This is a genomic window from Endozoicomonas sp. ALB032 (assembly GCF_049310125.1).
Taxonomy (GTDB): domain Bacteria; phylum Pseudomonadota; class Gammaproteobacteria; order Pseudomonadales; family Endozoicomonadaceae; genus Endozoicomonas_A.
This window is the reverse complement of sequence record NZ_JBLYNW010000001.1, coordinates 5,561,706-5,580,742: the sequence shown is the minus strand read 5'-3', so window position 1 is coordinate 5,580,742 and position 19,037 is coordinate 5,561,706. Positions and strand designations below refer to the sequence as shown.

General features: G+C 48.4%; 16 protein-coding genes. 11 read left to right on the top strand and 5 right to left on the bottom strand.

Annotated elements, in window-relative coordinates:
* Nucleotides 1-63: 63 nt before the first annotated feature.
* On the bottom strand, nucleotides 64-2,628 hold the full coding sequence (locus ACO6VG_RS20625) for an HYR domain-containing protein (protein ID WP_422475417.1): 2,565 nt from the start codon (nucleotides 2,626-2,628) through the stop codon (nucleotides 64-66).
* Nucleotides 2,629-2,915: 287 nt separating this feature from the next.
* Here ACO6VG_RS20625 and ACO6VG_RS20620 point away from each other — a divergent pair, with 287 nt between their 5' ends.
* The 9 genes from ACO6VG_RS20620 (at nucleotide 2,916) to ACO6VG_RS20580 (ending at nucleotide 14,049) form a co-directional block, all read left to right on the top strand.
* Nucleotides 2,916-4,169, top strand: a complete 1,254-nt coding sequence (locus tag ACO6VG_RS20620) for a NupC/NupG family nucleoside CNT transporter (RefSeq protein WP_422476311.1) — start codon at nucleotides 2,916-2,918, stop codon at nucleotides 4,167-4,169.
* Between the two features lie 121 nt (nucleotides 4,170-4,290).
* Complete coding sequence (locus tag ACO6VG_RS20615) at nucleotides 4,291-4,722, top strand: DbpA RNA binding domain-containing protein (protein WP_422133997.1); 432 nt, start codon at nucleotides 4,291-4,293, stop codon at nucleotides 4,720-4,722.
* Nucleotides 4,723-4,764: 42 nt separating this feature from the next.
* Nucleotides 4,765-6,117, top strand: a complete 1,353-nt coding sequence (guaD, locus tag ACO6VG_RS20610) for a guanine deaminase (protein WP_422138129.1) — start codon at nucleotides 4,765-4,767, stop codon at nucleotides 6,115-6,117.
* Between the two features lie 50 nt (nucleotides 6,118-6,167).
* Nucleotides 6,168-7,454, top strand: coding sequence for an MFS transporter (locus ACO6VG_RS20605; RefSeq protein ID WP_422133995.1), 1,287 nt, complete (start codon nucleotides 6,168-6,170; stop codon nucleotides 7,452-7,454).
* A gap of 1,061 nt (nucleotides 7,455-8,515) precedes the next feature.
* A complete protein-coding gene (locus ACO6VG_RS20600) occupies nucleotides 8,516-9,979 on the top strand; it encodes a glycosyltransferase family 39 protein (protein ID WP_422475414.1) in 1,464 nt (487 codons plus the stop codon).
* A 228-nt stretch (nucleotides 9,980-10,207) separates the two neighbouring features.
* Nucleotides 10,208-11,458: a GtrA family protein gene (locus tag ACO6VG_RS20595; RefSeq protein ID WP_422133993.1), complete on the top strand. Its 1,251-nt coding sequence runs from the start codon at nucleotides 10,208-10,210 to the stop codon at nucleotides 11,456-11,458.
* A complete protein-coding gene (locus ACO6VG_RS20590) occupies nucleotides 11,455-12,681 on the top strand; it encodes a glycosyltransferase family 9 protein (protein WP_422475412.1) in 1,227 nt (408 codons plus the stop codon). Before ACO6VG_RS20595 ends, ACO6VG_RS20590 begins: the two co-directional genes overlap by 4 nt.
* Nucleotides 12,682-12,786: 105 nt before the next feature.
* The gene (locus ACO6VG_RS20585) at nucleotides 12,787-13,116 is read left to right on the top strand and encodes a helix-turn-helix domain-containing protein (protein ID WP_422133991.1); all 330 of its coding nucleotides are present in this window, start codon (nucleotides 12,787-12,789) and stop codon (nucleotides 13,114-13,116) included.
* A 108-nt stretch (nucleotides 13,117-13,224) separates the two neighbouring features.
* The gene (locus ACO6VG_RS20580; protein ID WP_422133990.1) at nucleotides 13,225-14,049 is read left to right on the top strand and encodes an omptin family outer membrane protease; all 825 of its coding nucleotides are present in this window, start codon (nucleotides 13,225-13,227) and stop codon (nucleotides 14,047-14,049) included.
* A gap of 210 nt (nucleotides 14,050-14,259) precedes the next feature.
* Here the strand turns inward: ACO6VG_RS20580 and ACO6VG_RS20575 are convergent, their stop codons facing one another.
* From ACO6VG_RS20575 to ACO6VG_RS20565, 3 genes are all read right to left on the bottom strand, one after another.
* Entirely contained in the window at nucleotides 14,260-14,532 is a 273-nt protein-coding gene (locus ACO6VG_RS20575) for an HU family DNA-binding protein (protein ID WP_257254590.1), read from the bottom strand.
* A 94-nt stretch (nucleotides 14,533-14,626) separates the two neighbouring features.
* Nucleotides 14,627-15,100 (bottom strand): hypothetical protein, encoded by a 474-nt coding sequence (locus ACO6VG_RS20570; RefSeq protein WP_422133989.1) that lies wholly within the window; start codon nucleotides 15,098-15,100, stop codon nucleotides 14,627-14,629.
* Nucleotides 15,101-15,609: 509 nt separating this feature from the next.
* Nucleotides 15,610-16,470 (bottom strand): universal stress protein, encoded by an 861-nt coding sequence (locus ACO6VG_RS20565; RefSeq protein WP_422138124.1) that lies wholly within the window; start codon nucleotides 16,468-16,470, stop codon nucleotides 15,610-15,612.
* A gap of 302 nt (nucleotides 16,471-16,772) precedes the next feature.
* Between ACO6VG_RS20565 and miaE the strand changes: the two genes are divergently transcribed.
* Both miaE and ACO6VG_RS20555 read left to right on the top strand, forming a co-directional pair.
* Entirely contained in the window at nucleotides 16,773-16,910 is a 138-nt protein-coding gene (miaE, locus tag ACO6VG_RS20560; protein WP_422475410.1) for a tRNA isopentenyl-2-thiomethyl-A-37 hydroxylase MiaE, read from the top strand.
* Nucleotides 16,911-16,986: 76 nt separating this feature from the next.
* Nucleotides 16,987-18,480 (top strand): recombinase family protein, encoded by a 1,494-nt coding sequence (locus tag ACO6VG_RS20555; protein WP_422475408.1) that lies wholly within the window; start codon nucleotides 16,987-16,989, stop codon nucleotides 18,478-18,480.
* Between the two features lie 43 nt (nucleotides 18,481-18,523).
* On the opposite strand, the gene ACO6VG_RS20550 is transcribed toward ACO6VG_RS20555, so the two are convergent.
* Entirely contained in the window at nucleotides 18,524-19,030 is a 507-nt protein-coding gene (locus tag ACO6VG_RS20550; protein ID WP_422475406.1) for a hypothetical protein, read from the bottom strand.
* Nucleotides 19,031-19,037: the final 7 nt, after the last annotated feature.

Here is a 19,037-nt window from a genome sequence, read left to right as displayed (position 1 = left end):
GTCTCAGGAGTGCATACTTATGAATACTTTATCGAACCAGATTTTCTACAGGCTTCACACCTTTCAAAACTGAAGATCAAAACGCAGGTCTAATCCCGAGGCTTCAAAGTCGCCATCGCCGATTCCGTCATAATAGGCTGAACAATAAAAACTGACACCGTTGCTGCTGTATAGGTTAATGCCGGTCTTGAGCATTGCTCTAAAACCCTCACCAGCCAGGCCGGATGAACCGGACGGAACTGGTGCAGAGTTTTTTTGTTTGAAGGTCCAGATTCCCTCAAACGTGAGAAAGGGTGACAGACGAGTGTCCGTGGACATTTTGAAGTCTTTTCTGACCGTTGGTCCAAACTGAAAAATGCCGGTTTCGACTTCAACCGAAGAAATGGCTACGTTCAACGAATCCAGATAGTCATCACTTTTTTCCTTGTAGTAGGACAGTCTTGCCTCTGGCGTGATTCGAGTTTCCTGTATCTGCCAGGTTCCGATCAGCGCAGCAGTTGCGAGCCAGCGTTCAGAATCAAACGAATCCCGATAGGTGCCAAAGGGTGAAATCCTGTTCTCTACTTTACCCCAACCAGCACGGGCATCGACATAGAAATTGTCTGACAGCTCTGTGGTCAAATACGGAGAGACCAGAAACCCAACACCTTCTGCTTCACTACCAGGGACTAAATACTCTAAGTCCGTCCAGTCACCCTGAACGGAAAGACCAACAAGAAGCTTTGGCTGGAACAAATAATCCATACCAATATGAAGAACTCCGAAACTGCCATCACCTTCTTTGTAATTGAACCTGCTGATTTGTCCCTCGGTCCAAACGTCGAACTTAAAAGGGATCTCAGAGTTGGCTGCAAGCATAATCTGTTTGCCAACTGCGGTTGGGAATTGTGGTCGAGGGTCTGGATTTTCGAGAGAGCGATGAAGGTCATCCAGAGACAGCCCTGTTTTTGAAACTGAGGACGATCTACCGACCCGCTGGTCAGACCCTAATGTCGCGATCAATACATCGATATTTGCAAGAACCTGCTGAAGATTAGCGTGTAAACCAGGTGAGTACGCATGCGAATGCGCATTGCTTCTGCTGTAGGCAAAACTGAACCGATCTGCTCCGAGGCACGCTGAGAATGGCAAGCTCCCGGCATTGAATGCAAAGCCGAAACCTTCGATGCCAGAAGTTCCTGGCATGCTATTTTCCAGTCTGTTGATGCGCCGGACGACATCGGGTTGGTGTTGCAGGATCAGCCTGGACCGCGCCTCTAGAAATTGCTCTATCTGATGCGTTGTGGCGCGCCGCGAGTCCTTCACATCAATCGTGCAAACAATCGATTCCGCAGAGGTAAGCAAGAGCGTACCAGTTTGTTTTTGTACGTCCAGAACGCCTGAGGGATTGTCGCATGTAGCACCTTCTACCCCGATACCATCCGGTGCCGAAAAGTTTATGGGATAACTGCCGGGAGGCAAAGGAATGGCTCCGGAACTGCCCGATCCGGATTTGACCGGAATGGCAGTGTTCAAGTCAGGAGCTGACGACCGAATAAAGAAAGTACCGTCGACGTCAGACCGGATCACAAGTGTTACCGAGCCAAGTGGTGAAGCCGAGACGATTACATCAAAGCTACAGGTCGCGACGTTACCCGCATGATCTGTTGCAGTATCCGTAAGGGTCGTTACTCCCAATGGAAAAGCGCTTCCGCTGTTTAAGCCGACAGTAGGGCTCGATGTTTGTGTTGGTGTCACCGGGCCATCTTCATCGTCTGTTGCAGTGGGTGAGGTAAATGTTACGACGGCTGAGGTCTCACCTGCTGGGGCGGTTTTGTATATGTTTGAAGGAACCCCCGAAAAAACGGGTGCGGTCTTGTCAACATGTGGTGAAGTCGTAACGACCACACCAAAACTGTAGGCCGCTATGTTACCCGTCCGATCTGTCGCGGTATACGTAAGGGTCGTTACACCCAGTGGAAAGGCGCTTCCGCTGTTCAATCCGGGAGTAGGGCTGGAGGTTAGTGTTGGTGTCACAGGGCCATCGGTATTGTCTGTTGCAGTGGGTGACGCAAACGTAACGACGTATGACGTCTGTCCCGCCGGAGCGGTTACGTAAATGTCAGAGGGAACTCCCGAAAAAACCGGCGCAGTAATGTCAAATCTGCCACCATTTGCGACAAATGGCGTTATCTCCTCCGAGCCAGAAGGGACCGAGAAATTCAAGTTGACAATTTGTCCGTTGTCCTGAGTGTAGTCGTGATTGATAGTGCAAGAGCCGAGGTCTGGATTGCATTCGTAAAAGAAGCCCGGTCTGAAATGGGTAGGTGCGACGCAACCTTGTCCCGCGCAGCTGCCTGAATAGTCGGAGATATTAAAATTGGGCACACCTGCTTCACCAAAGCCGATAAAAACCCGCTTGCTTTGCAAACGATTGATGACAGAAAACCCGTTGTTCGGATGTGCAGCCCCATTGAAAATGCAACTACTGGGTGATGTCGTGTAATCTCCTTCGGCCAGATCACCAAAGGAAGGTAGTCTTGGACAGGCTACCTGGGCCGTCGAAATCCGGGGTTCTAATAATCCAATTAAGGTGAGAAAGGCGAGAACCAGAAAGCGTTCTGAACAGTATCCCATGATGAGATCCAATTCTTAAGAAATCATTTAGTGGACAGAATCAAGTTGTCTTTCATTACATCAGAATATCATCAACATCAGATTCTAGTCAGAGAGCAGATTTGTAGCAATTTTGCAGGTTGCCGGAGTCGTCGGCAGATTGAGTGAAATCTTTGTATCCGTTTACAGGCGAATTCTACGGGACATAGGGTGTGTCATTATTATGTTTTTATTCGGTAATTACTTTCTATTAAAGCCAATAAATATATAAGTATAATGCCCCAAAAATCCGTTTTAAGGTGACCATCCCCGTGCAACACATGCTTATAAGTCTCTTGGGAATCGCAGTCCTATTGGGTATTGCAATATTATTATCGGACAACCGCAGAGCGATAAAGTTGCGAACCGTGGGTGGGGCATTTGCTATTCAGGCGGGTATCGGCGCATTCGTTCTTTATATCCCTGCCGGACAATACATTCTGGAAGCCATTACCAACGGCGTTAATGCTGTTATGGGATATGCTAACAGTGGTATTGGTTTCCTGTTTGGAGGACTGGCCAGCTTCAAGCTTGGCTTTATCTTCTTTGTCCATGTTCTCTCTGTCATTATCTTCTTTGCTGCTCTGGTGGCAGTGCTGTATTACCTGGGGATCATGCAGCTTGTCATCAAACTGTTTGGCGGCGCTCTGCACAAATTACTGGGCACCAGTCGCACAGAATCGCTCTCAGCTGCTGCTAACGTTTTTGTTGGTCAGACTGAAGCACCTCTGATGGTTCGTCCTTTCATCAGCCGTATGACTCAGTCCGAACTGTTTGCCGTTATGGTGGGCGGTCTGGCGTCTGTTGCCGGTGCAGTTATGGTGGGTTACGCCAGTATGGGGGTTGAGCTTAAGTACCTGATTGCTGCCAGTTTCATGGCGGCTCCGGGTGGCCTTTTGATGGCAAAAATTATCAAGCCTGAGACCGAGACACCTCATGATGACGTAGACGACATTGACGAGGAGGGCTCTGAAGAAAAGCCAGCTAATATTTTTGATGCTGCTGCTTCGGGTGCTGCCAGTGGTCTCAAACTGGCTGCCATGATTGGTGCCATGTTGCTGGCTTTCATCTCCCTGATTGCCATGCTTAACGGTTTGCTGGGTTGGGCTGGTGGCTGGTTGGGTTATCCTGACCTGACCATAGAACTGATCCTGGGTTATGCCTTCTCTCCTCTGGCTTACCTGATCGGCGTACCCTGGTCTGAAGCTCTGACTGCAGGCAGCTTCCTGGGTCAGAAAGTGATCGTTAACGAGTTTGTTGCTTTCAGCAGTCTGGCTAACTACGTCGATGCTGAAGCGGCAGCCAAGGCCGGTGTTGCCTTGTTGTCTGATCGTTCTCAGGCAATTCTGACCTTTGCCCTCTGTGGCTTCGCCAACATTTCATCCATTGCTATTCTGCTGGGTGGTCTGGGCTCTATGGCGCCTGACCGTCGTCAGGACATCGCCCGCTTTGGTTTGAAAGCGGTGGTAGCGGGTACACTCTCTAACCTGATGAGTGCCACTATTGCCGGTCTGTTCCTGGCCTTGGCCGTTTGAAGTCCGTTATTGGGTGAGTCGTAGTCAACGGCTCATTCAATTCTTCCTGACTGAGTCTGCTATTTTCTATATTTTCTCTTCTATTGATTGGGTTTTCAGGGCTAACATTCAGCTATTTCAAATGGGCTACAAGACCCCCTCTGATTCTCAGACCATGACGATTCTCCATCTGCTGTCGGGCCTAACCTGCTGGACCAGGTGCAGTCCGGAACGGGAAGGGCAAAGAATCCTGTTTGCCAATAAAGCAGAAATTGATGCCGAATCAATAGGTCGCATCGAAATCTATGACAGTGACTCGACTGTGGATATACCTGAGGGTGTGCCGCGCGAGAAAAGGCAGGGCAAGAAAAAGTCGGGTGAGAAAAAGCAGAAAGCCGGGGGACGCATGAAAAGAAGGAGTGATCACTACCTGTGCCCTTGCTCGATGAAACTACGAAACTTCTACCTTGAAATGTTCTGTTTTGTAGAGGTTTTTTTCAAAGGAAGATATATCCGGGGGTTTGCGTTTTCCCAGTCTGGAGCTATAACGACAGTTGCGCCATCTAGTTCGTAAGTTTCTTGTTTCAAGCAACTAGCAACTGTTGAGGGAAACGCTATGTCTGCAAGCCATTCCCCGGGTGTCGGTGAGCCATGTGCGGTAAGAGGCTCGGTCCTGTCCTACCGGGACGACCCCTTCCAGTCGCCGCTGGAAGAGTGTGTCGTCCACGAGCCCGACGGTGTGATAGTGATGCAGGACGGAAAGATCTCAGCTTTTGGTCCTGCTGATCAGGTCCTGCCCTCTTTGCCCGAGGGCATAGAAGTCACTAACTACAGAGATTCCCTGATTGTCCCCGGTTTCATTGACTGCCACGTGCACTACCCGCAGACGGAAATCATTGGTGCGTATGGCAAGCAGTTGCTCGACTGGCTGAATAAATACACCTTTGTTGCCGAGCAAAACTTCAGGGACAAGGCGCATGCCCTGGAAGTCGCGAAAGTGTTCCTGCAAGAGGGTTTGCGCAGTGGCACGACCACCTCCTGTGTCTTCTGCACCGTAGACCCGGTGTCGGTGGATGCTTTCTTCGAGGAATCCGAGAAGCTGGGGATGCGCAATATCGCAGGTAAGGTGTTGATGGACCGCAACGCGCCCCCGGAACTGATGGACACGGCGCAGAACGGCTACGACCAGACCAAGGAACTGATCGCCCGATGGCATAACAGGGGGCGCAGCCTCTACTGTGTTACGCCGCGTTTCGCTCCAACCAGTACTCCTGAGCAGATGGATATGACCGGGGCTGTATGGAAAGAGCACCCCGGTACTTATTTGCAAAGCCATGTGTCGGAGAATCTGGGCGAGATTGAGTGGGTCAGGGAACTGTACCCAGCGCGTACCGGGTATCTGGACGTATACCACTATTACGGGCAGCTGGGTGAGCGCAGCATTCTTGGCCACGGTGTCCATTTGACTGAAGAGGAATTTCAGATCCTGCACGATACCGGAACGGCGATTTCCCACTGCCCAACTTCCAACCTGTTCCTGGGCAGTGGCCTGTTCAGCGTGGAAACTGCCATGGACAGCAAGCGGCCGATTCGGGTCGGTTTGGCAACCGACCTCGGTGCTGGCACCAATTTCTCCCAGTTAGTCACCATGAACGAGGCTTACAAGGTCGCGCAAATGGGTGGTTATTCCCTGAGTGCCCATCACGCTTATTACCTGGCAACCCGTGGCGCTGCCAATGCCCTGTACCTTGATGACAAGATCGGCAGCATTGCGGTCGGGATGGAGGCAGACATTGCGGTGTTGGATCTAAAGGCAACCCCGTTGATGGATTATCGCCTGAAGTACGCAAACGACCTGGACGAGGTTTTGTTTGTGCTCATGACACTGGGCGATGATCGTACTGCACGTGCGACCTACGTCAACGGCAATTGCGTGTACCAGCGAGTAGCCAGTGAGACACAAGCATGACATGAAATGAAATAGCTCTCCATCAAACCTGGCCAGACAGGAGTATCAGCATGAGTAGGCAAAGCACCCTGGGTGGCGGACAGGCCTGGATCAACTGGCTACTGGCAACCGCTTTTGTCGTTTTTGTTTTCACCTTCCAGACGGGCTATGCCATCACCAGCGTGGGCATGCAGGAAGATCTTTCGCTGACGGTGGCCCAGGTGGGCTTGATTGGCTCTATCTATACCTGGGCATTTGCCGTGGTGCAGTTCTCCAGTGGCTCTATCCTGGATCGCTTCGGCATTCGCTGGGTCTTGCCCATCGCAGCGGGCTTTGTCTCGGTCGGGGGGTTAATTTTTGCCAATGCGGATGGCCCCAAAGTATTGGTATTGGGGCAGGTGCTGATGGCCTTGGGTGCATCCTTCGGCTTTGTCGGGGCCGGCTTTACCGGAGGGAGCTGGTTCGGTGCTGCCAAGTACGGAATTATGTTCTGCTGGGTACAGTTTGTGGCGTCCGCCGCAGCAATTATTGGCCAGCGTGTGCTGGGCAGCCTGGTACAGGAATTACCCTGGAACACCGTATTGAATGGCCTTGCACTGGGCGGAACAGCTCTGACGGCAGTTATGTTTATCGTGATGCGAGATCCGACACGGAAGGATCAGCACCTCATTCCCTGGGAGGGGGGACGTAAATTCCTGCACGATGTGGTGCATGCGATCAACGAGGTGGCATCCATCCCGGACAGTTGGATCAACGCTCTCATTGGTGGTGCGACTTTCGGTACCATGCTGTCTATGGGGGTGGTTTGGGGTCCCAAGTACCTGATGGTCGCGGGTATGGGGCAGACTGACGCGTTTTTCACCAGCTCAATGATGTGGGGTGGACTCGCACTGGGCGCGCCGGTTTGGGGTTGGCTCTCAGACACTTTCCGTAGCCGCAGGAAAACCATGTTCATTGGCTGCTTTCTCCAGCTACTCACCATTCTATTCATTCTGTTAAATCCCTCCATGTCACCGCAACAAGCGAATATCTTCTTCTTCGCCTGGGGATGGATGGCTGGTGCGTCCATGCTGAACTTTCCGATTGCTGCGGAGTTGGTGGAGCCACACCTCATTGGCACCTCGGCCGCCGTTGTGAATGCGGTGCAGTTCATTGTGGGCGGTATCATCATGGCAATTCCTGGTCGGGTCCTGTCGGGCTCAGGGCTGGTGGCGCGGATAGCTGATATAGAAGGAGATGCCGCGCAAACCGTCGTCAACTATCAATGGGCCCTGGTGTGTATTCCGCTAATCCTGGCTCTGGCGTGTTTCCTATTCCTGTTCCTGCGAGAGACTTACCCCCACGAAAGCCAGGCCTAGCAGCCTGTCGGACTTAAGCGTCCGTAGCGAGGATTGCAAGAAATTGAGGATAAAAATCTATGTTTCTGAGGAGAATAGCGAGCTATTTGACGAAGAAACAGGGATTTTTAGACCAATTTATTGCAACCGCACGACTGCATGGATGCAGGAGCTAGAGCAACGCAGGAGCAGTTGCCGCGTAGGACAGTCTTAAGTCCGACAGGCTGCTAGGAGCCTGACCGAGAATAGACTGCCCTACTGCGGCGGCAGCAAATTGGTCTGAAAATCCGCTTTTGTTCGTCAAATAGCTCGCTATTCTCCTCACAAAACCGAATTTTCATCCTCAATTTTCTGCCGTCCTCGCTACGGGCGCTATTCTCGGTCAGGCTCCTAGTCAGGGTGTTTAATGCCAGAGCGGCCGTTACGGTAGATTATTCAATGAACAAAAGAATCAGCAATTGCGTTGCGATTAACCTGTTGAGTTTTAACCTGTCGCAGGGGGGGGGGCAAAGTCCGGATATTTGATTACCAGTCCAATGAAGTGCAGCACCACTTCGTTCGCTATGAGATACCGTTTCTGAATGAGCCCAAGGAAGAGAATGGCTATGTGTGAACCAGCGTAAAGACGGCTGGCTAGCTATGAACTTTTTTATCCGTTGACTGTCCAAGGACATAGTTTTTCAAGAATGTTATGTTGTTATGAGTTACGGATTAGCACTAACAAACTTTGCTCCGGCCAGTTTGGGCGCTTCGGGCAGAGAGGGATTGCAGCCATCACAGTATGGTACCTCAGGTGCAAAGACCCATGAGGCAACAACAAAGAGTTCATCTACCTTAGACCCGAATGCTGCATTTTTCACAAAAAGCGCACTGTCTCAGAATGATATGGGTACTCTGACATACTTTTTTTTAGACATCCCTTGTCGTAGAGTAATGAGTTCTCTATCAGACAGGGGAAAGCCGGGCGGAATACTTTAATCAGATTCAGGAAGTTTGCTCAATTCCTGTCTGATAAGTGATGCAGAATCGGTAGTGGAACTTTGGGCGATCGCTTTATCCAATCATAATTAACGGGTGTGTTCATGCAGGAACGAGGGCAAGTTGCAGCCTGGGGTATCATTACCACGGTGCTCCTGATTCATTTAACCATGGCATCCGGAGTGCCACTGGGTGTTGATGAAGCTCACTATGCACTTTATGCCCTTCATCCGGCCCTGAGTTATTTTGATCATCCACCTATGGTGGGCTGGTTACAACTTCTGGTAGCACCGCTGGGGTACGATGAATTTACAGTCAGGCTTGTCCCTGCGATTCTTTATGCGTTAAGCAGTTATCTGGCATTCAGGGTCAGCAGGATACTTTTTCCTGATGGTCCGGTCTGGATCGGACTGGTGGCAGTCTTTCTGATCAATACGGCACCTATTCTGCAGCTGATGGGGTGGGGGCTGGTACCTGATCTGCCCCTGATGGTCTTTGGTCTCTTGTCGCTGGAATTGATTTACCGCATCCACCATGACAATTGTTTACCTTATTGGCTGGCTCTGGGTATCGTCTTTGGTTTGGCGGGGTTGAGCAAATATACGGCGGTATTCCTGCCCCTGGGCATGATACTTTTCATGATTCAGTATCAGGGACTGAGATGGCTTCGACAGGCCGGTCCATGGTTGGCAGCTTCGATAGCACTGGTGTTGATTTCTCCTGTACTCCTCTGGAATGCTGACAACGATTGGGCATCTCTGGCTTACCAGTTTAATCGTGGTGTCGGGGTTGAGGAGTGGTCATTAAAAGAGGCTCTGGTCATGCAATTGGCGCAAATGCTTCTCTATTCCTTACTGGCTTATGTTGCCGCCATAGCGGCGATTTTTTCACTGATCAGGAAACGAATCCCGGAGCGCCACAGGGCATCCTCCTGGCTGATTATCTGGAGTGCTGTGCCGTTATTGGCTGTGACCAGCTGGTCTGCCGGTGATGGTACAGTTTTGCCTAACTGGCCAGCCCTGGGCTGGACACTACTGGCGCCTTTGTCGGCCTATTGGATCTGCCAGGGCTGGTCCCGTTTGTGGGTGAAAGGTCTGGCTGTTTTTTCTTCCATCCTGTCAATGGGACTGATTGGCTTTGTGTTTTTCTTTCTGGCCTTTATGCCTCTTTCTACTTTCCCTTTTATGACCTCAGCCATCAAGGACCTGGTGGGCTGGAAAACAGCGGCTGAACAGGCTCAGTTATTGAAACAGAAGTGGCAGAAAGAAGAAGGAGTAGAACCGGTTCTGATGGTCGATAACTGGACCAAGGCCAGTCGCATAGCCTGGTATGCCTACCCTGAACCCGTGCAACTGCTGACCGATCGATTAACCCAGTTTGATTTCTGGCACGGCAAACCAGAATCCGGTAGTTATGGTCTGCTGGTACGCGATAAGAAATCAGCCCCTGAAAGTGGCCGTCTTAAAATACAGAACTTTTCCTGTATACTGGTCGATGAGACAGAATCCGGGCTGGACACTATTACGGTTAATCGATTCCAGTTTTATCGGTGTCAGGCCGCTCAGTAACTGAGGTTTTATTTAAAGCCTCATCCCTGGTCTATTGATGGGGTTTTTGTGCTTTTCTGTACGGCTTGCCTTTAACATTGATTTCATCAGTTTTTTTATTCTGTCTTTGCATATTCTTCTGTTTGCTGTAACTTGGTTTTTAGTGTTGGATAAATTCATCTGTTCATGATGAATCATCATTTTTATCGCTGAAAGCTGTTTTGACAGGGTTTCGAGGTTATATAAGGAATGTCCGATTTGCTCGGAGTCGATTCTGGCCGGTCTCGCTCAACAATCTATAAAGCCAGCTGCTTTCTGTTTCCCTTCGTGGCGCTGTTTTCAGTCACAGCGGTCAATCATTCAGTTTTTTATCAGGTCAATGACTGGGGTGTTGAGTCGCCCGCTGCTGTTTTCTGGGTGTTATTAACCAACCTGGGGGATGGCTTTTTCCTGTTTCCTCTGGCTATGTTGTTGTTTTATAAAAAGCCGGACAAACAGCTGGCGATTATTTTTACCATGTTGGTGGGTGACTTTTTATTGAGTGGTGGTAAAGCTCTTCTTCCCTTCTCACGTCCGGTCGGCGAGCTGGGGCTTGAAGCCGTTAATGTCCTGGGGCCTGTTTTAAAAACAGATACCATGCCTTCGGGGCATACCGGTACGGTTTTTCTTTTGGTTGGACTTTCGTTTCTTTATTTGAATTCACTCACTCAATACCTGCTTCTTTCGATTGCAATTCTTTCTGCAATCTCACGCATTGTTGTCGGGGCTCATTGGCCGTTTGATATTTTTCTGGGCGCCTGGGTGGGTATTCTTGCTGCTGTGACAGGGGACTTCCTCGCCAGTAAAGTGGCATCTGGCCTTAAGAGTCGGATGGTCTTTATTCTTCTGGGTTTGTTGTGCGTGGCTGTATTGCCATTCTACGACAATGGATTCCGCTCTTATAAAGTGATTATGTATTTACAATTTGTACTTGCGTTGCTGGCTCTGGTTTTATCCGCTCACTGTATGTTCTCTCTTTATCAGGACGAGCTGGAAGCTCGCATGAAACAATCAGGAACCCTGTTGAACAAGCTATTTATGACAGGGCAGAGACTGACCAAGTTCGGCATGGTAGGAACCAGTGGATTCTTGGTGGATATGGGTTTTTACACTCTCTCAGTGCAGTGGCTGGGAGTGCCTCACTTGCTGGCAAGAGGTGGTTCCTATTGGGTCGCTGCCAGCTGGAACTGGTTCTGGAATCGTACTTTTACTTTTTCCCATGTCCCCAAAGAGAAAAAACTGAAACAGTGGAGTAAATATCTGACTATGTGTATGGTCAGTTTTATCCCTAACTGGGGAACTTATTATTTATTAACGTCCTTTGTACCTTTCTTTACGGAATACAAACAGCTGGCACTGATATCCGGTGTTTTGGCGGGCATGTTATTTAATTTCACCATAGCAACGGTATTTGTTTTTTCAGGACAAAAGTCCAATGTAGCTAAGGGGGCCAACCTGTGAAAGTAGATACTATGCGATGGGTTGATCATTATGTGGGTGTTCCACTCTGTCTTCTTTTAAAACTGGTTTTCTGGCCTTTTGACTGGATTCATAAGGGGCAGAAGACGGTTTCTAACAATGTACTGTTGATTGAGTTGTCTGAAATGGGCAGTGCTATTCTGGCTGACCCTTCCATGCGCTGGCTGAAGGGACAGGGCAAAACCCTGCATTTTGTCATTTTTGAGAAAAATGCGACCAGCCTGCAGTTATTAAATACCATTCATCGGGACAATATTTTCCTGATTAAACCGGATAATTTATTCAGCCTGGCAATCAGTAGCCTTAAATTCCTGATCTGGTGTCGGAAAAAGAAAATTGATACGGTGATTGATCTGGAGTTGTTCTCACGTTTTACAGCCATTCTGAGTCGACTCTGCGGTGCCAGCAATCGGACAGGTTTTGATCGGGTTCATGAAGAGGGTCTGTACCGGGGTAATTACTTAACTCACCCGGTGATGTATAACCCATACAGCCATATTTCGAAAAACTTTATGACTCTGGTGAGGGCTTCTCAAAATACACCTTATCAGCCTTATCAGAAAGAGCTATTTGATGAGTCAATTCAACTGGCCAGAGCAGAAGTAAGCAGTGATCTGAGATCATCGGTGATCACCAAGCTGAAATCGCTTTATGTCGGTTTTGAACCGGGTGTTCAGCGTCTGGTGCTTGTGAACCCTAATGCCAGTGACCTGCTCCCCCAGAGACGATGGATGAAAGATCGTTACGTTGACGTTATTCGGACTTTGCTGGCCGAGTACTCAGATATTCTGGTGGTCATTACCGGTGCTCCGGCAGAACGTCCAGAAGCTGAAATTCTCAGACAGCGGGTGAAACATGAACGCTGTCTCAACAGTGCCGGTGCTTTTGAGTTTAAGGAGCTGGTTCCCCTTTACTCTCTCTCTGAACTGATGTTGTCCAATGATTCCGGACCTCCTCATTTTGCTTCCGTCACAGAACTGAAAACCTTCGTGATATTCGGCCCGGAAACACCCGCACTTTACGGTGCCCTCGGGAATTCAACTCCGATCTATGCCGGATTGCCCTGTTCGCCCTGTGTCAGTGCCGCGAATCACAGGAAGACCAGTTGCAACGATAACCAGTGTCTGAAAGCCATTGACTCCCGACAAGTACTGGATTTACTCAGGCCAGTGCTGGATAACAGCCTGATCTTGAAAGCAGGTTAGGGTTCGGGAGAAAGGATTCTCTAATTGCAACCGGTCATTACCAGAGCATGTGTTACACTAAATTTTAATAAAGTATCTTTTTCGATTATCGACGAGAGTTCAAGGATGAACCTGACAACAAGGATTCTTCGCTCACGCAAGGAAAAGCGTTATTCCCAACAAGTTTTGGCTGATCTGATCGGTGTCTCCCGAAGTGCTCTGGCTCAATGGGAAACCGAAATGAGCAGTCCCAGTCTTGAAAATCTCCGCAAAATGGCTGAGCTTCTGGAAGTTTCATTTGAATGGTTGGCGACAGGCAGGGGGAATCAGTACCTGACTTCACCTGCAGATACCATCTGCGACACTCAAGTCGATGATGAGATCATTCGCAGCCTGAACAGAATGAACCTGAAGAAAAAGCGGGCCATTCTTAATGTCATGAGAGCCATGGGGTGATCGGCTTCAGAGGCTCATATTCTCACTTCATATGCTCGGAGGTGAGTTGTTAAAAAGTTAATTTTATTTCCGTTTTTTGCCGTTGCAGCCACAGGTGCAAATGCCAAAGTGACATTTGAAGGCTCATTGGGTGTCTTAAGTGGAGAGGCGACCGAGTTAGTCTATATCGACGGGGAACGAGCCAGCCAACTCGATTGGGAAACTTACAATGCCCCTGTTATCAAGCTAGGTGCAATTTGGGATTTAGACCCAAGATGGACATTTAATGCAGACTACTGGATGACACTGACGCACGGCAATGGCTATTTGACAGATAGGGACTGGGAGTCAGGAATAGCTGAACCATCTGACATATCAAAACACCCTCACACAAAAACAACCAAGGCCTCTGCAATAGATCTAAGTGCTTCTTATTGGCTGCTTTCAAAAAGCGATTATAAAGTAGGCGTTACTGGCGGCCTGTTTGGTCAAAAAATGCACTATGAGGCACGTGGAGGTTCATATAATTACGATTTCGGTGAGGATGTAGGTACTATACCTCATGACACTCTTGGAGTTTCATACCAGCAAATATTTTTAACGTTATATCTGGGGTTGAGTGGAGACTACAGAGTCGGAAAATCTCAGTATGGTGCCCAAATAAAATGGAGCCCTCTGGTTAAAGCTGAAGATTTCGATACGCACCATCTTATAGATACGACTTATGACGGCAAAGGTAGTGGCCATTCAACTTACGGCTCTTTATCGTTTAATTACGCCTATCAACTAAGTCCGAGGATGAAAATTTACAGTGAATATACTTTCACAAAATTTTCTGAGAAAAACATTAATCTCAAGATCGATGATGGTTCTGAAACATTCTATTTGAAAGACGGAGGCGGAGCAGCCAACGAAAGTTCATTAATATCGGTTGGACTAAAGTACAGCTTCTGATAGCTTGTATACTTGCTTGATAAAAGGCGCTGAAAAGCGCCTTTTCAATAACCATGCATCAAACAACTATTTTTGGCTGCAATGAAAGAGGCTCACTGAAGACCTGTCAGAACAAAAGCCTTATTGGCATTGTCCAGACAGGTCCTCTCCATTTTGCTTTGATCGAGCCGGTTTGGGTAGTGACGCGGTAGACAACTTTGTGTTGTCTGGTTATTTCACCACTTCCCGCAGTTTGTTTCCCGGTTTGAATTGCGGCAATTTACAGGCGGGTATATGAATTTCCTGGCCTGTTTGCGGGTTCCTTCCCTTGCGCGCCGCTCGATCCACCACTGAAAAAGTTCCAAACCCGATCAGCTGCACGATATCCCCTTTTGCAAGGGTATCCTGGGTATTTTGAATGAAGGCATTGACGGCCTGCTCCGCCTTGTTCTTTGAAAGGTTGGATTGCTCTGCGACCTTTTCAACAAGTTCTTTCTTGTTCATAGCGCGTCTCGACAATGATTACCTGTGGGTGAGAAGGAATACCCACCCGGAGCAACTCTGGATGGGCGACGGGCATCTCTGGTATCAGACGTACTCAGGATGAAGGATAGAGGCCATATTGCTGTTCCTCATAATTCACAACCAGAAGCGGCTGATGTGTGGGGTCCGGATAGTTGATGGTGCAAGCCGGATCATCGACGGACCGACAATTGCAATGGCTGTCGCTGGTATCCTGTTTATGGCGGATGAATATCTGGTCAATCAGATCTTTTCTGCCTGCCTGCTTCAGGGTACAGAGCAGGGCAGGCAGTTCCGGGGCGCTGACATAATTTGCGTAATCAATAGTGGTGGTCAGGGCAGGGCTTTGCAGAAGTTCGTGAGCCGTGTGCAGCCTTATGGGGAATACAGGCTGGTGACTGGTGGAAATATCCGACAGTTCCCTCTGAAAAACGGGTCTGGTTCGATCAACGACGATCTGAGCTCCGAACTGTCTGGCAGACATTCCAGTGTCAGGGTCTTCAACCCCATGTGTTGTGATAGGGGTTACTACTGAATCTTCGTTGGCCATCAGTTTCCTCAGCAAATTCAATGCGGCGTTTTACAAAATTGGAAGCCGCCTAATCAGGAATTAAGACCGATGGATTCCAGTTTTGGTCACAGGCTGTCTGTTCTTGGTCAGTTTCCTACTATTCAGGCTTCTCTCAGAGCAGAACGACGGATCGGCTTAAGCAAGTAATCCGGAACCGATATTCTTCTGTGGAAGTGCCAACGCTGGTCTGCATTCCAGAAATAATCGGTAACGGGTTCTCGGAAGTGCCCGGATGGTTTTTTTTCGTTCTAACCCGAACAATATAGAAGCTCTTGCCGTTTTCGTCCCGAATCGTGTCGGCACTGACGTGTTCCACTGTGCTTTGGAGGCTACCATAAATGACAAAAATATAGGCAGTCACCTTGACAATGGCATTGAGCCAAGCCTGATAAGAGCAATGTATCCGGGGCCTATCCGTACCTTAATCCTATGAAGCTACTTTCTCGCTGCCTGACGGGCCTGACAGAAAGTAGCAGTCAGGAATCTGGTCAGGCTTCCAGCTCACGCTCCAGCGGCAGCATGTGGTGTCTGGATTGAACCGCAAGCAGGTCACAGTCGATATTGCTGGCCAACTTCTCAGCCGTATTGCCCAGGGTCAGTCCACTGAGGCCTGAACGGGCATTGGTGCCCATGATCAGCAGTGATACCGCCAGCTCACGGGTCAGGTCCGGAATCATGGTCTCCGCTGGTGCAGTGATCAGGTGGATAGCGTCCTCGGTAATCCCGTAATCTTTGGCAAAATGCTGACAATTCTGAAGGTAACGCTCCTCATTGGTCTGACCGTCACCCTTGTCGGATACTGCCAGCATTATGGTGGGGTAGGCAGAAGCCAGATGCAGCTGTGCATCAAAATAGTCTCTGACCACTCTGGCATTTTCCATGATGGCCTTATTCAGCTGTTGATGGTCGGCATCTCCGGGATCGGCCTTAATGGCCGCGAGCATAGGCTCATTTTCCCACGGACGATCATGACGAACCAGAAGGACCGGAACCCGGCTTTTTCTCAGTAAAGCCCAATCTGTAGGCGTAGAGAAAGGCTTTTCCATAAAGCTTTCCTGCCGGAAATCCTTGATAACCAGATGACTGCGTTCCATCTGTCTGACATGGATAATGGTGTCGAGAAGGTTATTTCGCCACGACTCCTGACTGGTGACTTCTATACCGTCGGCCTCGACATTTTTGCTAAGTGTAGAGAGTACCTCAGCAGACGTTGCGTCAGGTTTGGGGTTCGGAGCCAGAATATGAAGACTGCAATGGGCTGCCCTGGCCAGTTGGGTGGCTCGATTGAGTGCGACATGACGGGCTTTGCGAGTATCAACAATAACGAGTATTCGTTGTATTCCTTGCATGGCCTGCTCCTTTATACCTTAAGAATTTCTATAACCCTGAGGGGGTCTAACTCTAACTGTTTTTTTTATAGACTAATGGGATCGAACTGAATAGCCCGATGAGGAAAAATGATCTGCATTAATATCGTTAACTTGTTAATCAGAAATTTGTGACGATGGCTCTATTAACAGGCATCAACCCATGACAGCATTCAGCTTTAAAGGTAAGGTAGTGCCGGAATTTTTACCCTTATTCAAACTTAATCAGGGTCGTTTACCAGGACCTGGTTGTTTGGATTTTGTTGCTAAGAGACATAGAAATAATGAGTGACCAGAGCCTGACCGAACTTTTTCCTGAACTGGATGCTTTTTTACCCTGTGTGACGCCAGATGAATGGATTGCAGAAGCGCTGAAAAATCAGGATATTCTGCTGATTGATCACGCTAATTGTGAGCTATAAAAATTTACTACTTATCGCGTTTATTTCTATATTAAAATTACGGATAGTATCCGGAACGATCATTTAGGTCAGTTCTATGGATAAACAAAAGAAGTACGCTATAAGCTATATCCGGTTCTCTAGTATAGGCCAGCAGCAAGGCTCGTCGACCGCCCGCCAGACTCAGATGCGTGAGGATTGGCTCAGTCAGAATCTCGATTACGAATTGCTTGAGGGTTTCGAAGACCTCGGCGTCAGTGCATATCGTGGACGCCACCTTGAGCAGGGCGAGTTGGGTGAGCTTTTGGAGTTCGTGAAATCTCGCAAGCTGCCTATCGGTTCTGTCGTCTTGGTTGAGTCGATTGACAGGATTGGTCGGATGGAGAACCTTACGCTCATAAACCTTATCAGCAACATCGTAGAATTTATCGACATTCTCACACTCGAGGATGGTATCAGATACTCCAAACAGTCACTCAACAAAGATCCAAGTCAGCTTTACATACTTGTAGGGAAAATCCAGATGGCAGGTAACTACTCAGATAACCTGTCCAGAAGGATTGGTGCATCGTGGGATAGGCGTCAGGTTATCGCTAAAGCTGGTGGCGCAATCAAAGTTAAGACGCCTTTTTACTTGGATACCGAAAACAATCTGAACGAAAAAGCTCCTGTCATGCGTAGGATGATTGATCTATATTTGGAAGGACATGGCGACAGACGCATAGCAGCTACGATAAAAGATGAATTCGATATTGCATTTCGTGAGTCTACTATCAAGCGAGGATTTCAGAATAAAGCGTTATATGGAACATGGACAGTGAAAGGACAAGATTATCCAAACGTCTTTGAGCCATTGATCACGGAAGAGGAGTATTGGACGCTTCAGGCGATAGTCAAAGATAGAAGTCGAGTGACTAAGAATCGAACTGGACATCTACTCTCAGGGTTGGTCGTCTGTCGGCATTGCGGATACAAGTATTCCGTGAGCAGGAATAAAAACGCTCGTACGGCTTTTATATGCTCAGGGAGTAAAGTCATGAAGATTGGCTGCCATAACAGGAAGGCGATTCCTGAGGCGGTGCTGATGTTCATATTCGAGATGACAAAGTACAAGCCCTACAATCGTATACTGCAAAAGCAAATCGATGATGAGGTGAATAGCGACCTCCTTGTGGTCAACGCTCAGATTGAAGATATTGATTCCAAGATAGCCAAACTCCAAAAGCTGGCTCTGCTGACTGATGATATTGAATCCCTGGCTGATCAGATCAATGAGCTAAAGGCTCGCAGGTCGGAGTTGAATGAATCCAAAAGCAACCAAGCAGATAGACGTAGTAGAGCATCCAAACTGTATTTCGATGGGAATATTACCGAGGCGCTTCAGATAGTTGGTTATCAGATCATGGGTGGTGATGATAAGGTTTTCGAATGTGAGGGGATGCGATTTTCTTACGATGGTTATAAGCGAATAGGGAAGAGTACCACAGTTTACATCGTCAACGATCAGGAGTTGGTCTATACGGTGAAGGATGGAGTATACAAATTTGATATGCCGGATGTCTTCATTCCAGAGATACCTTATAACAATTAGTTGTCGTTTTGAAAGGGAGCCCTCCGAAGAGGGCCTGCCAGCATCAAGCTAAATGCTCTTCGAATGTCGGGTATCGCTTGTAGTTTGCAAATCCCCAATACTCGTCAGGCTCAGCTGGAACTTTTTCTATATCACAGAAATAAATATCAGTAAGATATTTATGCCGCTTCCATACGGATGGACGACGGTCTCCAGCTTTTTTTAACTCATCGTATGCCAGCATGAGTAGTACTGAGTCTACATAAGCATCCAACGCTTCGGTTATTTTTGGTGCATTCCTGAATGATGCAGATTGGTTAGCATCAAGAACATAGACGTGATAGACATCATACGCTGTTCCTATATCTAACTGCACGAGAAGCAGACGAAAGCCATCAACTCGTAGAATTACGATTTGGTGGTATGTACCCGTTTTGCTCCATACGCCCGACCATCTCTCAACATTCATTCTACTGATTATGTTATCAGGCAAAGCCCTTAACGTAATCGGTGCGCAGTGCTGAATAACCTCTTCGATTTGCTTATGAGTCAGTTTGGTTGTGTTAAACATATTGGTC

Coding starts and splice junctions, on each gene's coding strand:
- miaE (WP_422475410.1), top strand. CDS start 16,773: ATGAGTGACCAGAGCCTGACCGAACTTTTTCCTGAACTGGATGCTTTT.
- ACO6VG_RS20570 (WP_422133989.1), bottom strand. CDS start 15,100: ATGGCCAACGAAGATTCAGTAGTAACCCCTATCACAACACATGGGGTT.
- ACO6VG_RS20565 (WP_422138124.1), bottom strand. CDS start 16,470: ATGCAAGGAATACAACGAATACTCGTTATTGTTGATACTCGCAAAGCC.
- ACO6VG_RS20595 (WP_422133993.1), top strand. CDS start 10,208: ATGTCCGATTTGCTCGGAGTCGATTCTGGCCGGTCTCGCTCAACAATC.
- ACO6VG_RS20620 (WP_422476311.1), top strand. CDS start 2,916: ATGCTTATAAGTCTCTTGGGAATCGCAGTCCTATTGGGTATTGCAATA.
- guaD (WP_422138129.1), top strand. CDS start 4,765: ATGTCTGCAAGCCATTCCCCGGGTGTCGGTGAGCCATGTGCGGTAAGA.
- ACO6VG_RS20600 (WP_422475414.1), top strand. CDS start 8,516: ATGCAGGAACGAGGGCAAGTTGCAGCCTGGGGTATCATTACCACGGTG.
- ACO6VG_RS20615 (WP_422133997.1), top strand. CDS start 4,291: ATGGGCTACAAGACCCCCTCTGATTCTCAGACCATGACGATTCTCCAT.
- ACO6VG_RS20555 (WP_422475408.1), top strand. CDS start 16,987: ATGGATAAACAAAAGAAGTACGCTATAAGCTATATCCGGTTCTCTAGT.
- ACO6VG_RS20585 (WP_422133991.1), top strand. CDS start 12,787: ATGAACCTGACAACAAGGATTCTTCGCTCACGCAAGGAAAAGCGTTAT.
- ACO6VG_RS20575 (WP_257254590.1), bottom strand. CDS start 14,532: ATGAACAAGAAAGAACTTGTTGAAAAGGTCGCAGAGCAATCCAACCTT.
- ACO6VG_RS20605 (WP_422133995.1), top strand. CDS start 6,168: ATGAGTAGGCAAAGCACCCTGGGTGGCGGACAGGCCTGGATCAACTGG.
- ACO6VG_RS20550 (WP_422475406.1), bottom strand. CDS start 19,030: ATGTTTAACACAACCAAACTGACTCATAAGCAAATCGAAGAGGTTATT.